The 14,024-nt window shown below is 70.7% G+C and carries 10 protein-coding genes; 7 read left to right on the forward strand and 3 right to left on the reverse strand.

The window, feature by feature from the left end:
- Window positions 1-52 precede the first annotated feature (52 nt).
- Window positions 53-2,743 (forward strand): alpha-(1->3)-arabinofuranosyltransferase family protein, encoded by a 2,691-nt coding sequence (locus ABZX12_RS06060; protein WP_355690274.1) that lies wholly within the window; start codon window positions 53-55, stop codon window positions 2,741-2,743.
- Here ABZX12_RS06060 and ABZX12_RS06065 read toward each other — a convergent pair.
- Window positions 2,641-3,687 (reverse strand): acyltransferase, encoded by a 1,047-nt coding sequence (locus ABZX12_RS06065; RefSeq protein ID WP_355690275.1) that lies wholly within the window; start codon window positions 3,685-3,687, stop codon window positions 2,641-2,643. The genes ABZX12_RS06060 and ABZX12_RS06065 overlap by 103 nt on opposite strands.
- Entirely contained in the window at window positions 3,684-4,484 is an 801-nt protein-coding gene (locus tag ABZX12_RS06070; RefSeq protein WP_355690277.1) for a methyltransferase domain-containing protein, read from the reverse strand. Before ABZX12_RS06070 ends, ABZX12_RS06065 begins: the two co-directional genes overlap by 4 nt.
- A gap of 24 nt (window positions 4,485-4,508) precedes the next feature.
- On the opposite strand from ABZX12_RS06070, the gene ABZX12_RS06075 reads away from it, so the two are divergent.
- Both ABZX12_RS06075 and rpsA read left to right on the forward strand, forming a co-directional pair.
- Window positions 4,509-5,381, forward strand: a complete 873-nt coding sequence (locus tag ABZX12_RS06075) for a phosphotransferase (RefSeq protein WP_355690278.1) — start codon at window positions 4,509-4,511, stop codon at window positions 5,379-5,381.
- Window positions 5,382-5,630: 249 nt separating this feature from the next.
- A complete protein-coding gene (gene rpsA / locus ABZX12_RS06080; protein WP_355690279.1) occupies window positions 5,631-7,109 on the forward strand; it encodes a 30S ribosomal protein S1 in 1,479 nt (492 codons plus the stop codon).
- 76 nt (window positions 7,110-7,185) lie between these two features.
- Here rpsA and ABZX12_RS06085 read toward each other — a convergent pair whose 3' ends face one another.
- Complete coding sequence (locus ABZX12_RS06085) at window positions 7,186-9,954, reverse strand: BTAD domain-containing putative transcriptional regulator (protein ID WP_355690281.1); 2,769 nt, start codon at window positions 9,952-9,954, stop codon at window positions 7,186-7,188.
- 86 nt (window positions 9,955-10,040) lie between these two features.
- Here ABZX12_RS06085 and coaE point away from each other — a divergent pair, with 86 nt between their 5' ends.
- The 4 genes from coaE (at window position 10,041) to ABZX12_RS06105 (ending at window position 14,002) form a co-directional block, all read left to right on the forward strand.
- Window positions 10,041-10,658 (forward strand): dephospho-CoA kinase, encoded by a 618-nt coding sequence (gene coaE, locus ABZX12_RS06090; protein WP_355690283.1) that lies wholly within the window; start codon window positions 10,041-10,043, stop codon window positions 10,656-10,658.
- 202 nt (window positions 10,659-10,860) lie between these two features.
- Entirely contained in the window at window positions 10,861-11,997 is a 1,137-nt protein-coding gene (locus ABZX12_RS06095; RefSeq protein WP_355690284.1) for a PrsW family glutamic-type intramembrane protease, read from the forward strand.
- Window positions 11,994-13,070, forward strand: coding sequence for a hypothetical protein (locus ABZX12_RS06100; RefSeq protein WP_355690286.1), 1,077 nt, complete (start codon window positions 11,994-11,996; stop codon window positions 13,068-13,070). Before ABZX12_RS06095 ends, ABZX12_RS06100 begins: the two co-directional genes overlap by 4 nt.
- Complete coding sequence (locus ABZX12_RS06105; protein WP_355690288.1) at window positions 13,067-14,002, forward strand: hypothetical protein; 936 nt, start codon at window positions 13,067-13,069, stop codon at window positions 14,000-14,002. The genes ABZX12_RS06100 and ABZX12_RS06105 overlap by 4 nt, the downstream gene beginning before the upstream one ends.
- Window positions 14,003-14,024 lie beyond the last annotated feature (22 nt).

Here is a 14,024-nt window from a genome sequence, read left to right on the forward strand (position 1 = left end):
CGAGAGGTAACGATGTCGGTTCGAGGCCGCAGGATCCGTTAATGTCCCGCCGGTGAGGAGGCTGAGAGCGGGTAGTTCGGAGCAGGTCGTCTGGCGGGCACGGCTCGTCCTGGGATGCCTGGCTCTGATCGCTCTGTGTTTCCAGCATGCTCCCGGCCAGATCGTTCCGGATCGCAGGCTGGAGTTGACCGCCGGGCCTGGCGGGTTCCTGTCGCGCGCGCTGCACCTGTGGGATCCGCACAGTTCGTTCGGTCAACTGCAGACCGACGCTTACGGCTATTTGTTTCCGATCGGCCCGTTTCACTGGCTACTGAAGGCGCTGTCGGTGCCCGACTGGGTTACCCAGCGCCTGTGGTGGTCGCTGGTCCTGTGCGTTGCCTTCCTCGGCATCTGGAAGCTGTGCAACGTCCTGCAGTACGGCGTGCCGTGGACGCGTCTCGCTGTTGCCCTGCTGTATGCCTTGGCGCCGCGGGCGTTCGGTGAGCTCCCCACCGAGGTGTGGCCGATGGCCATGGCTCCGTGGATCCTCCTGCCACTCGTCTCGTCACGAGCCCGCTCCGGTTGGTGGCGCGCCAGCTGGTCGGCTGTCGCTTTCGCCCTGATCGGCGCGGCCAATCCGGTCGCGAGCGCCGCGACCCTCGTCGTACCTGCGATCTGGCTGCTGGTCCGCGTCAGGGTGAAGCTGGCCGCGGTCTGGCTGGGCTTCGTTGTCGCCGTGTCGATCTGGTGGCTGGTCCCGCTGCTAATGCTGCTCCGGTACGGCGCTACGCCGCCAGGGCCGCGCTGGGCGCCGGTGGCCGGTGTGGTGGTCGGCGTACCGCTCGCGCTCGCCGTTGCGCACTACCTGCGTCGCCTGACCAATGTGACCGTGTCGCGGGGCGTCCACCGCCGCGTCATACCTGTGCTGGCCACCTGTCTCGCGGTGGCTGCCGCGCTGCCCGTGGTGCTCTCACGACCGGACGGGGCGTTCCCTGCGATCCCGGCACATTGGGAGGACGCAGCCAGCTGGCTCGACGAGCAGACCGCGCCGGGCAGTGTCCTTGTGCTGTCGGACTCCAACGAGCCGCTCGCCGCCCTGGTGAAGCGTCCTTTGGCTGCGCTCACGGACGACACGCGGAACCGTGTCGACTCCGGTGTCGGTGACCAGGCGCTGCGGCAAGAACTGAGCCGCGACGGCGTCCGCTATGTCGTGGTGCGCAACGACCGGCAGGACGGTCCGCCGGCGCTGGCGATCCACGAGAGCCTGGCCGACGCCGGAATCGGACGGGTCGCGTACTTCGGCCCTGCCGGACAGACCCGCCTGCCGTACCCGAGTGTGGAGATCTACGACGTCGGAGCGACCACGCCGGGGCGGCTGATCCCACGATCCCGGCTCGTAGCGGTCGGCGGCACCACCGGCGACGTACCGACCGTCCTGACCGCGCTCGGCGGCGAGGGCGCAGCGGTGCTCAGCGCGGACGCGACAGGCAAGCTGGACGGCCTGCCGCTCATCTCTACCAGCGGTCAGCAGACAGAGCGGCAGCCGAGTGCGATCGTCCTCCGGAACGCCCAGGTCGGGCGGTCGGCCTGTCTCCACATCGGCTCGCGAGCCGTGTGCAGTCAGGACCAGGCCGAGGACTCAGCCGAGCCGAACGGCCTGTCCCGGAGCGTCCAGCTCCCGCAAGCGGCGACGTACCAACTGCGGGGGACAGCCCTGTCGCAGGAGGGTGAGGCGCTCGAGCGGCTGTTCTCGACGCCGGGCGCGATCACCGCGACGGCCTCGTCCCGGGCGGTGGCGGCGCCGGAGGGGCGGCCGGACGCCGCGGTCGACCGCGACCTCGGAACCGGTTGGCAGGCGGCGCCGGACGACCCGGCGCCGAGCCTGACCCTGAAGTTGCCCGCGGCAAGGGAGGTGCGGGCCCTGCGGTTCCGGGCCGACGCGTATCTGGACGGGTCGCGGCCCGCCGACGTCGTCCTGCACTTCGACGGCGGCGCGCCACTGCCCGCCACGGTCGACGCCGCCGGGTACGTCCGGTTCGCGGCCAGGCACGCACGGACCCTGAAGATCGACTTCACGGCGACGAAGCCGCTGCAGGACGCCCGGACCAGCCCGGTCGGGGTGACCGAGGTCGAGGTGCTGGGAGCGGACGAGCTGCGGAAGGCGGTCGATCCGCAGCGTCGGGTCCCGGCGTACTGCGGGAACGGGCCGGCGGTCCGCATCGACGGCGTATCGGCGCGGACGCAGATCACCCCGACCTTGCAGGACCTGCTGCGGCGACGGCCGGTCGCGTTCAGCTTGTGCGGGCAGATGTCGGCCATCCCGCTGCGGTCCGGCCTCCACCAGGTGGAGGTGCGGCCGAACGGCGGTGTGGTGCCGATCGAGACCACCCTGGCGAAGGCGGGATTCGGGGACGTGTCCGTGACGCCGGTGCAAGGCGTGGACGTGTGGCGCCCGAACCCGGCCGAGCTGACGGTCGAGGTGCCGGATGCCGACGGGCCGTCGGTGCTGGCGGTCGCCCAGAACTACAACGAGGGCTGGGAGGCGTACGACGGCAGCGGCCAGAAGCTCACGCCGATCCGGATCGGCGGCTGGCAGCAGGGCTGGGTGCTGCCGGCTGGGCCGGAGCAGGTCGTCACGGCTCGCTTCATGCCGGACCGGACCTACCGCGCCGGGCTGCTGCTCGGACTGGTCGCTCTGCTCGGGGTCTTGGCCGTCGCCGTGTTCTTCCCGAAGCGCACGACCGGGCGCTCGACCAGGCGGTAGCTCAGAGCCGCCAGCACAACGGAGGCCAGCAGCGTCATTGGCAGTTGTACGGCGAACGGGCCGTCGATCAGCCCAAGGACGACGAACTGGTACGCCACCACGCCGTACGAAAGCGGTGCGGCGAGTCGCGCCGGCCGACCACCCAGCACGCGGACCGTCCTCGCTGTGGGTGTCAGGACCGGGAAGAGCACACAGGCGACGATCACGGTGTAGATCAGGTTCTTGAGCAGCGCCTGCGCCGGCGTGGGCGCGGAGTGGTCGTACGGCCCGGCAAGCGGGGTTGCGGTAATCAACAGGAGCGCAGCGGCGATGCCCCAGAGCGTTGCCGGGACCCTCGTCAGCGTGTCGAGCGTTGACGCACCAAGCCGACCTGTGGCGCGGGCGACCTGCCACAGCGCCATACCCATGCCGACCGCGAACCAGCCGAGGTACCCGGGCAGCCAGAGACCCGCTTCGGGGTTTCCTGTTGCCATGACGACAGCCATCCAGACCGGCCCCAGGGCGGTCAGACCGAGCAGAACGAGGAGCCGCCAGCGGACACTGCGGCGGGTGGGACGTTCGTACCCGGTCAACAGCCGCCCTAGCCCGGGCAGCAGGAGGTAGAAGGGGAGCGGCGTCAGCACGGCCCAGCGAAGGTAGGTGGACGCCGGGTCCGGGACGAGAACGATCGACAGCACCACCGCGACCAGCAGCACCGGGAGGATGCGCAGGGCCCGGCCGCGCAGGTATGGAAGGGTCAGCGGCGGCAGGGTGCCGGAGAACCAGGCGAGCACGTGCGGCCGGTAGAGCAGGAAGCCGGACAGCGCACAGAAGATCGCCCAGCCGACGTCCAGCCGGGAGACGACACCGGCGAACGGCGCCTGCGTGTGCAGCCCGACCTGCGACACGACCACTGCGAGCGCGGCGATCACCCGCAGCCCGTCCACTGCCGGGAACCGGGTCATGCGCGCTGTCCCTTGTGAGCGGTCCAGATGGCGGTGCCCGGGACGAGAGGGCCACGTTCGGGTCCCCAGCCGCCCCAGACGAGCTCGTGACCGGCAGGCCACTCCGGTTCGAGCAGGTCGTCGACGACGAAGCCGGCGCCGGTGAGCTCGCGGATCCAGTCGCCGGTGGTGCGGTGGTGCTCGGCGTAGACCGGCGTACCGGCGGCGTCGACCTCGACGTACGGCGTCCGGTCGAAGTAGGAGTGGGTGATCCGCAACCCGGCGGCCGACGGATCGTCAGGCATCGTCCAGCGGAACGGGTGCGTCACCGAGAACACCAGCAGACCTCCCGGCTTCAGGACGCGCGCCAGCTCGCGGAACGCCGTACCGACGTGGGCCACGAACGGCAGCGCGCCGAACGCCGAGCAGGCGATGTCGAAGGTCGTGTCACGGTAGGGAAGCGCGACGGCGTCGGCCGCAACCGTGCGGACCGCGGTGCCGGTGCGTACGTCGAGCTGCTGCGCGATCCGGAGTTGCTCGGTCGAGATGTCGAAGGCAACCACGTCGGCGCCCTGCCCGGCGAGCCAGCGTGAGCACTGCGCCGCGCCGCAGCCGACCTCCAGGACCCGCTTGCCGCGGACCGGTCCGAGTAGCTGGGCAGCCTCCTCGTCGACACCTTCCGGGCACCAGACGAACCGGTCGTCCCCGAGGAAGTCGCCGTGCTCGGCCAGGTACTCAGGGGCCGCCGAGTCCCAGTACGTCCGGCTGGCACGTGACGTCTGAGCTTCGGTGAGCTCTTCCCGTACCGGCCTGTTCACGCCGGACACTCTAGTGTCAGACGTATGACTGACTTCGCGGCCAGTGCCGTTCCGTTGACAGGCGGGTACGGCGGGCAGACGTTCGCGGTGAGCGCCGGCGGCGAGGACGCGGTCATCAAGTTCTACGCGAAGGACCCGGAGCGGGCCCCCGTGGACGCCGCACTGCTCGAGCTCGTACGCGGGCTGCTGCCGGTGCCGCGGGTGCTCGACCTCAAGCGCGAGGGATCGTACGAGGACCCGCCGTACCTGCTGACCGAGCGGCTGCCCGGCGTCAATCTGCAGGCGTTCCTGGACACCGCGACGGACGACCAGCGCCGTACGGCCGGAACCCAGCTGGGGGAGGTGCTGGCGCGGCTGAGCGGGATGCCGTTCCTGCAGGCCGGGATGTTCCGGGGCGGCGAACTGACCGTGGAGCCGTTCGGCCTCGGCGACCTCACGGAGTACGTCGGGGGCCTGAACCTGGAGCTGGGCGACGGGTTCGCGGCCGTCATCGACGAGGCCGAGGAGCTGCTCGCCGGCGGCGCCGACCGGGTCTGCCTCGTGCACAGCGACTTCAACCCGAAGAACCTGCTGGTCGACCCGCAGACCGCCCGGATCACCGGCCTGATCGACTGGGAGTTCGCCCACGCCGGATCGCCGTACACCGACCTCGGCAATCTGCTCCGCTTCGCCGAGGACCCCGTCCTGGCCGCGGCGGTGCTCGAACCGCTGCGGGGAATGGGCCTGGGGGAGCGGCTCGTGGAGCTCGGCCGGGCCGCGGACCTGTGGGCGCTGCTGGACCTGGCGCAGCGGGCCGCCGAGCACGAGATCGCGGCCGCCGCGCACCGCCTGGTCTCCCGGATGGCGGACACCGGCACGCTGGCCGGCGGCCGGCCTGGCCTCGGCGTCGTACATTGAGATCAGTGGCACGTCGGGCGACCTCGGCGGGCGGCCGGTCGGCACCGGGTGCCCCAGGTTGTGCTGCCTTCGTCAAGACCGGTATTCTGTCAGATGCGCTATGGGCCCGCGCGACCTCGGACGGAGCAGGCTCGTGCTCGCAGCAGTCGGTGGTGAATCTGTCGTCGTCAGGCAATCCCGCGGTTTGGTGCGATCCAAAGGACCATGCGTAACCGCACGACACCACCAGTCCACGGAGCAACCCACCACATGACGGCCAGCATCGAGGCTCCCCTCGACCCCGCAGTGCGCAATACCCCGCAGGTAGCGGTCAATGACATCGGGTCGGAGGAAGACTTCCTCGCGGCGATCGATCAGACCATCAAGTACTTCAACGACGGCGACATCGTCGAGGGCACCATCGTCAAGGTCGACCGGGACGAGGTCCTGCTCGACATCGGTTACAAGACCGAAGGCGTGATCCCCTCCCGCGAGCTGTCGATCAAGCACGACGTCGACCCGAACGAGGTCGTCAACGTCGGCGACCACGTCGAGGCCCTGGTTCTCCAGAAGGAGGACAAGGAAGGCCGCCTGATCCTGTCCAAGAAGCGCGCTCAGTACGAGAAGGCGTGGGGCACGATCGAGAAGATCAAGGAAGAGGACGGCGTCGTCACCGGCACCGTCATCGAGGTCGTCAAGGGTGGTCTCATCCTGGACATCGGCCTCCGCGGCTTCCTGCCGGCCTCGCTCGTCGAGATGCGCCGGGTCCGCGACCTCCAGCCGTATGTCGGCCAGGAGATCGAGGCCAAGATCATCGAGCTGGACAAGAACCGCAACAACGTGGTCCTGTCCCGCCGGGCGTGGCTGGAGCAGACGCAGTCCGAGGTGCGGATGAACTTCCTCACCCAGCTGCAGAAGGGCCAGATCCGCAAGGGTGTCGTCTCCTCGATCGTCAACTTCGGTGCGTTCGTGGACCTCGGCGGCGTCGACGGTCTGGTGCACGTCTCGGAGCTGTCCTGGAAGCACATCGACCACCCGACCGAGGTCGTCGAGGTCGGCCAGGAGGTCACCGTCGAGGTGCTGGACGTCGACATGGACCGCGAGCGCGTCTCGCTGTCGCTGAAGGCGACCCAGGAAGACCCGTGGCAGCAGTTCGCCCGGACCCACCAGATGGGCCAGATCGTGCCCGGCAAGGTCACCAAGCTGGTTCCGTTCGGTGCGTTCGTCCGCGTGGAGGAGGGCATCGAGGGTCTGGTGCACATCTCCGAGCTGGCCGAGCGGCACGTCGAGATCCCGGAGCAGGTCGTCCAGGTCAACGACGACGTCCTGGTCAAGATCATCGACATCGACCTGGAGCGGCGCCGGATCTCGCTGTCGCTCAAGCAGGCCAACGAGGGTGTCGACCCGGTCTCGGACGACTTCGACCCGACGCTCTACGGCATGACGGCGACGTACGACGACCAGGGCAACTACATCTACCCGGAGGGCTTCGACCCGGAGACGGGCGAGTGGCTCGAGGGCTTCGACAAGCAGCGTGAGGAGTGGGAGCGGCAGTACGCCGAAGCCCACGCGCGCTGGGAGGCCCACAAGAAGCAGATCGAGGAGTCCCGCTCGGCGGAGGTCGAGGCCGGCGAGGCGTCGTCGTACTCCTCGGCCGCTGCCCCGAAGGACGACGCTCCCGCCGAGGGCGCGCTCGCTTCCGACGAGGCGCTGCAGGCGCTCCGCGAGAAGCTGACCGGCCAGGGCTGATCCTGACCCGGTAGCCGTAGCATCCGAGACCCCCGCACCCGCCTGGGTGCGGGGGTCTCGCCTGTTCAGCCTGTGTTCAGCCGGCCAGCAGCTGGGTCAGGGTCGTGCGGTTCAGCTGGTCAGAGCCTGGCATCCCGGTCTCGTCCAGCACCTCCAGTGCGCGTCGCCACTGCCGGTGGGCCGCCGGGACGTCGCCGACGGCCTGCAGGGCGCGGCCCAGGTGCGTCAGCGCGCAGACCTCCGACCATCGGTCGTCCAGGTCCCGGCTGAGCTCCAGGGCCTCCTCGGCGATCCGGCGCGCGTCGGCGTGATCGCCGCGGCCGAGCAGCGCCGCCGAGAGGGTGTCGAGGGCGAACGCCTCCGCGCGCCGCTCGCCGGCGATCCGATTCAGCCTGACGGCCTCCCGCGCCGCAGCGGCCGCTTCGTGGTGACGGCCGGCCAGGAGGTACGTGTCGGCGACGTTCGCGTGGTTCCCGGCAACCCCGACCGTGTCGTTCAGCCGCGTGAGCACCTCGATCGCCGCCCGGTGGTGGCGGACAGCGGCCTCGCTGTCGTCCCGGCGCCGGTGCAGCCGGCCCAGGTCGGTCAGCACCGAGCCTCGGCCGTAGTCGTCGCCGAGCAACTCGAAGAGCCGCAACGCCTCGTCCAGGTGCTTGCAGGCCTGATCCAGATCCGGCCGGAACAGGTAGGCACGGCCGACGGCGTGCGTGGCCACGGCCTCGGCAGGCCCATCGCCCGTGCGTCGGGCGGCGTCGAGCGCCAGGCACTGGATCTCGAAGAGGTCGTCGAGGGCGCGCACGTACATGAAGTAGGGCCAGAGCGCATGCCCGAGCCGGTACGCCGCGCGGTCGTGCCCGTGCGCAACCGCCGTACGCATCGCGGCGACCAGACCCTGCCGTTCGGCGGCGAACCAGTCGACGGCCTGCCGCGTGGTGTCGAAGACCATCGGCTCGACACCGGCCATCGGGTGCCCGAAGTCGAGGAGCGGTTCCGACTTCTCCAGCGTCACCTTGCCGTTGCGCGCCGACTGCGCGTACCAGTCGAGCAGCCGCTCCCGGGCGGCCGTGATGTCCGCCGGGTCCTCGACCTCGCGGACGAGCCTGCCGGCGTACTCGGCGAGCAGATCGTGCAACTGGTACCTCTCGCCGGGCTGTTCGAGCAGATGCGCGCCGACGAGCCGGCCGAGGGACTGTCGGGCCTCCTCGGGCTGTACGGCGAGCAACGCGCCGACGGCCTCGACGCTCGTGTCCGGCCCCGGAAGCAGCCCCAGCACCCGGAAGGCGCGGGCCGACTGCGCTGAAAGGACGTCGTACGACCAGCTGAGGACCGCTCGCAGCGCGCCGTCGGCGTCCTCCCCGACGTCCAGCAGTGCCAGGCGGTCCGGGTGCTGTTCGAGCTCTGCGGACAGTGCGCGGACGGTGCTCTCCGGTTCCCGGGTGAGGCGCTCCGCGGCGATGGCCAGCGCCAGCGGCAGATGCCCGCAGAGCCGCGTCAGCTCAGCCAGCTCCTCCGCGTCGTGCCGGACGTCGTACGCGGTCAGGGTCTGCGTGAGGTACTCCGCTGCATCGTCCGAACTGAACGGTTCCAGCGGCACGCGCTGGGCGCCGTCCCGAGCGGCGAGCGAGCGCAGCTGGCTGCGGCTGGTGACCAGAACCAGGCCGGTCGAGCCCGGCATCAGCGGCCGTACCTGGTCGGCATTGCGGGCGTTGTCGAGCACTATCAGCACCTGACGGTCAGCCAAGACGCTGCGGAGCAGGGCCGCCCGTGCCTGTCGGCCGTGGGGAATCTGAGCGCCCGGCACGCCAAGCCCGCGCAGCAGCAGATCCAGCGCGGCGTCGGGTTCCAGTGGCCTTTCAGGGCCGTAGCCCTGCAGGTTCAGGTACAGCTGACCGTCCGGGAACCGGTCGGCTGCCCTGTGCGCCCAGTGCAGCGCCAGGGCTGTCTTGCCGACTCCGCCCGGGCCGTGCACGGCAACGATCGTCGGAGCGCTCGACGGGCGGCTCGCAGAGCTCAGACGGTCGAGCTCGGCGAGCACTGTCGCCCGGCCGGTGAAGCCGGCTGGAGCCGGTGGCAGCTGCCGAGGGGCCATCGCTGCCGGGCCGACTGCGGACGGCGACCGTGGCTGTGTCGCCGCCAGTAGTTCGGCGTACAGCGCCCGGAGTTGCGGGTCAGGATCTGTGCCTAGTTCTTCCGCCAGACGGCGGCGCAGCTGCTCGTACTGCGTCAGCGCCTCGGCCGGCCGCCCGCACTTGGCGAGAACGGTCAGCAGCCGCGACCAGAGGGATTCGCGCAGCGGATGGGCCGCGGCCAGCTCCCGCAACTCCGGGAGCGCCTGCTCGTGGTTGCCTGCGGCAAGATCGAGATCGAGCCGGCGTTCGACCGCGGACAGGTAGGTCTCGGTGAGCCTGGGGGCTTGGAGCTGGCTCAGCCACTCCGAGTCGACACCATCGAAAGGCTCGCCACGCCACAGCGCGAGCGCCTCCGTGAGCCGGTCGTGCTGCTCACGCGGGTCCCCAGCGCGGGCCGCCGCCTCGAGGAGTTGCTGGAACCGCGACGCGTCCACCTGCTCCGGAGCGATCCGCAGGGCGTAGCTGCTGCCGGCGTACTCGATGGCAGGCTCCGGCCCCAGCAGGCGGCGCAGCCGGAAAACCAGCGACTGCACGCTCGGCCGGAGGTTCTCCGGCGGATCGTCGCCCCAGACGCGGCGGCCGATGGCATCGGCGGTGACCGGCTCCGGCGCGGCCAGCGCGAGCACCGCCAGCAGGGCCCGCGGGCGGCCGGTCAGGCGCGCGACCGGCGTACCGTCCCGGATCACCTCGACCGGCCCCAGCAACCGGATCTCCACGCCGCGCTCCCTCTGTCGCCTGCAGTCCGATTGTCCGCCGCCGTGGGCTCACCAGCGCTCCGGAGGTGGGTCGGTAGGCTGCGACGGTGCTGAGAGTGGGATTGACCGGCGGGATCGGTGCCGGCAAGAGCGCCGTGTCGTCGCGGCTGGCGGCGCGCGGCGCCGTGGTGATCGACTCCGACGTGCTCGCGCGGGAGGTGGTCGCGCGCGGGACCGACGGACTGGGCGAGGTGGTCGCGGCCTTCGGCCCCGGCGTACTCACGGCCGACGGTGAGCTGGACCGGCCGGCGCTCGGGAAGCTCGTGTTCGGCGACGAGGCCGCCCGGCGCCGGCTGGAGGCGATCATCCACCCCCGGGTCCGGGCGCGGGCCGCGGAGATCGAGGCCGGGGCAGCCGCGGACGCGATCGTGGTGCACGACATCCCGCTGCTGGTCGAGACCGGGCAGGCGGGGGGCTTCGACGTGGTGCTGGTGGTCGACGTACCGGTCGAGGTCCAGGTCGAGCGGCTGACCGCGCAGCGCGGAATGGCTGACGAGGAAGCCGAACGGCGGATCGCCAGCCAGGCGTCGCGCGAGGACCGGCTCGCGGCCGCCGACGTCGTGGTCGACAACGCGGGCACGCTCGCCGACCTGGAGCGCCGCCTGGACGAGGTGTGGGCCACACTCGAACGGCGTTCAGGGCACGGTCCGGACACGAAAAGGTGACCCCTGCGCGGTAAATGATGATTCCGGGACCGGCTGTACGAGAATCTGTCCCGGTCCGGCCCGGTCGATCCGGGGCCGGGCCACCGACGGCGCGACCCGCGCCGGTCCGGACGTCCGAGGTTGGGAGGATGGCGTGGTCTGTCCGCGCTGCAGCTCTGACGTCCCCGAGGTCTCGCACTACTGCCACCACTGTGGCAACGACATGCGTACCGGGGACGCCGAGCGGAAGAACGCGTACGCCGCCAGGCCCGATGAGCCGGTGGCGTCGTTCAAACTGGTCTCGACGATCATGCCGCAGGGATCCGGCAAGCAGCCGTACACCTACAAGGTCGCGCTCGGCATCGCCCTGCTGCTGACCGTGGTGACGGCAGCGCTCGGCGCGCTGCCGGTGGCGATCATGATCGCGGCCTTCGCCATCCCGATCGTCTACATCATCTACCTGTACGACGTGAACCTCTGGGAGGACGAGCCGATCCCGGTGGTCGCCGCGGCCTTCGTGCTGACCGGTGTCCTCGCGGCCGTCTTCACCTGGTTGTGGAAGGACAAGCTGGCGCTGTCGCTGGACACGATCGGCGCCAACAGCGCCGGGCCGTCCGGCCGCGACCTGCTGATCCTGCTCCTGCTGGTGCCGGTGGTGTCCGAGCTGATCCGTCAGATCGGCCCGCTCTACCTGGCCTCGCGGCCGCGCTACGACGACCTGATGGACGGCTTCACGTTCGGCGTGGTGGCGGGCGTCGGCTACGCGTGCTTCGAGACGCTGGTGCTGCACTGGGGCTGGATCAGCGGCGGCTTCGCCGGTCCGGGCAGCAGTGCCGGGACGTGGATCTCGATCGTGCTGCTGCACGGCTTCATCAAGCCGCTGGTGTACGGCTCGGCGACCGGTCTCGCGGGGGCGGAGTTCTCCGGCCTCGGCGAAGGGTACGACGGCTTCACGCCGCGCTGGGTGGCCGGTCTGATCCAGGCGATGGCCGTCAACGCGCTCTTCCAGGGCGGCGTCTACCTGCTCGGTTTCGTCGGCGGTCACGGCTCGACGATCGGCGCGGTCCTCGGCGTGGTCTGGGGCCTGCTGCTGCTCGGCGCGCTGATCATCAGGGTCCGGACGGTGCTCCACAAGGGTCTGCTCGAGGCGGCGCTGGAGTCGGCCGCCCGGGGCGGGTCCAACCACGCGTCCGGCGACCTGGCGTTCTGCTCGCGCTGTGAGATGCCGCTGCTCCCGCACTCCGACTTCTGCTCGGCCTGCGGCAACTCGGTGCGGTCCGTGCCGAAGTCCGCCCGCGGAGTGGCAGCACCGACCGGCGCCGGTAGGTACGAAGCGACGACTGGAGAGACGCAGGCATGAGCAACCAGCAGCCGCCGTACGGTGGTGGTGGACAGCAGCCGTACGGCCAGCAGCCTGGTCAGCCGGGCCAGCAGCCGGGGTACGGACAGCAACCTGGGTATGGGCAGCAACCGGGACAGCAGCCGGGTCAGCAGCCGGGCTACGCGCAGCAGCCGGGTCAGCAGCCCGGGTACGGCCAGCAGCCTGGTCAGCAGCCGGGGTACGGCCAGCAGTCGCCGTACCCGCAGCAGCAGACCTTCCCCGGCCAGCAGCCGCCCCAGCAGGGGTATCCCGGCCAGCAGCAGTACCAGCAGGGCTACCCGGGGCAGCAGCCGCAGTACGGCGGTGGTCAGCAGCAGTGGGGCGGCCAGTACAGCCAGCAGCCGCGGCGCGGGGGTGGCGGGAGCGGCAAGACCCTGCTGATCGCCGGCGGCGCGTTCGCGGTGGTCGCCGTCATCGGCGTGGTGCTGGCACTGGTCTTCAAGGGCGGCGACGACGACAAGGCAGGGCCGGACCCGACGCCGACGACCTCGCAACCGACCGGCGAGCCGAGTTCCGAGCCCAGTTCCGAGCCGAGCAGCGAACCGAGCACGAGCCCGAGTCCGAGCACCGAGCCGTCGAACGGCGGCGGCGACGAGGGCATCGAGGTCGCCGAGGGCGTGTACGTGAAGCCCCAGCCGGGCTACGTCCGCAAGAGCATCGACGGCTTCAGCGGCGTGTACCTGCTGAAGCAGGGCGAGGCGTATTTCATGGTGGCCAGCTGGAAGGCCGGGGCGGGTGAGAACACGGCCAGCGTGCTGCCCAAGCTGCTGACGGCCGAGACGAAGCAGCTGTCGTCGGTGCAGAAGGGCACGCCGAAGGAAACCAAGCCCGGTCCGGACGACGACACCCCGGTGAAGGTCGTCACCACCCAGAGCTTCGGCGGGGTCGCGACCACCCAGAACGGCAGCATGCCGGTGGTCGGCTTCGTCGGCGTGATCGAGCGCAACGACGGCGTGATCACGATCATCCGGGTGTACGGACGCAAGGACAAGCTGTCCTCGATCCAGAGCGACTCCACGGCGATGCTGCGGTCGGTGGTCAAGAGTCAGTGAGCGGAAAGCGCGACAAGGGCTCCCCTGGTAACCCCTGGGTGAACAAGCCCGGACCGGAGCCGGACACCGACGAGCAGGAGGAACAGCTCCCGCCGTCACCGTGGGACCTGGAGGTGCCACCGCCGCCGTCGCCATGGGGCCACGGCGGCACGTCCGGCGCCGGCCCGGGTACCGGACCGGGGGCGGGGCCCGGGCCTGGCTCCGGTCCGGCGACCCAGACGTCGTCGGCGTGGGGCGACAAGGTCGGCCCGCCGTCGCTGCGGCGGCCGCCGCCGGAGAAGAAGCGGCCCTCGTTCCCGCCACTGCTGATCCCGATCGGCGCGGGCCTGCTGGTGGTCGCACTGGTCGCGGTCGTGCTGGTGGCGCTGTCGGGCGGCGACGACAAGGCGGATCCGGGCCGGTCGCCGAGTCCGCCGCCGGCCACGCCGACCGCGGCGCAGTCGTCGTACCAGCCGCCGCCGAACGCGCTGCCGGTCGGCTTCGGGGTGTCGCTCGTCCCGGTCCAGGGCTGGGCGGTGGTCACCTGGGAGAAGAGCGGAAAGCAGGTGGCGATCTTCCCGCCGGGCACGAAGCCGGCCCCGAATGCCGCCGCACGGACGTTCTTCTGGGTGCGGCAGAAGCAGAACGTCACCGCGAACGCCTACCTGCTCGGCATCGTCGAGGGCGAGGTCGACAAGGAGATCGCGCAGCTGGGCAACGTACGGAACCTGCCGTGCCCGAAGGACGTCTTGGTGGAGTGCGTCGCGATCGACTACACCTCGAGCTACAAGACCGCCGACGGCACGGAGTCGAAGATCAAGGGGTGGGTCGAGGTGTACCGGCGCAAGGACAACGTGGTCACCGCACTGGACTTCCGGACCATGGCCGACTTCGCCCCGAAGGCCGAGGCGGACGCGGCGACGATGAAGAAGTCCGTGATCGACAGCCTGTGACGGATCCCCGGAACTACCGCGA

The sequence above is a fragment of the Kribbella sp. NPDC003505 genome (genome assembly GCF_040610875.1).
Classification (GTDB): domain Bacteria; phylum Actinomycetota; class Actinomycetes; order Propionibacteriales; family Kribbellaceae; genus Kribbella.